Source organism: Klebsiella sp. 2-CIP_Kleb. (assembly GCF_050378715.1).
Taxonomy (GTDB): Bacteria; Pseudomonadota; Gammaproteobacteria; order Enterobacterales; family Enterobacteriaceae; genus Klebsiella; species Klebsiella quasipneumoniae.
Map to the genome: position 1 here is coordinate 1 of NZ_JBNRLG010000042.1, position 211 is coordinate 211.

The following is a 211-nucleotide window of genomic DNA, read 5'->3' on the forward strand; positions in this document are numbered from 1 at the left end:
GACGTTGATAGGCCGGGTGTGTAAGCGCAGCGATGCGTTGAGCTAACCGGTACTAATGAACCGTGAGGCTTAACCTTACAACGCCGAAGATGTTTTGGCGGATTTGAGAAGATTTTCAGCTGATACAGATTAGTCGATGCGTCCGCAGGACGTGTTGATAAAACAGAATTTGCCTGGCGGCACTAGCGCGGTGGTCCCACCTGACCCCATG

1 rRNA gene is annotated in these 211 nt (G+C 52.1%); it reads left to right on the forward strand.

The annotated features are described in order from the left end of the window. Nucleotides 1-77 (forward strand): 23S ribosomal RNA (locus tag ACQUTP_RS25745); the annotation flags it as partial. Nucleotides 78-211: the final 134 nt, after the last annotated feature.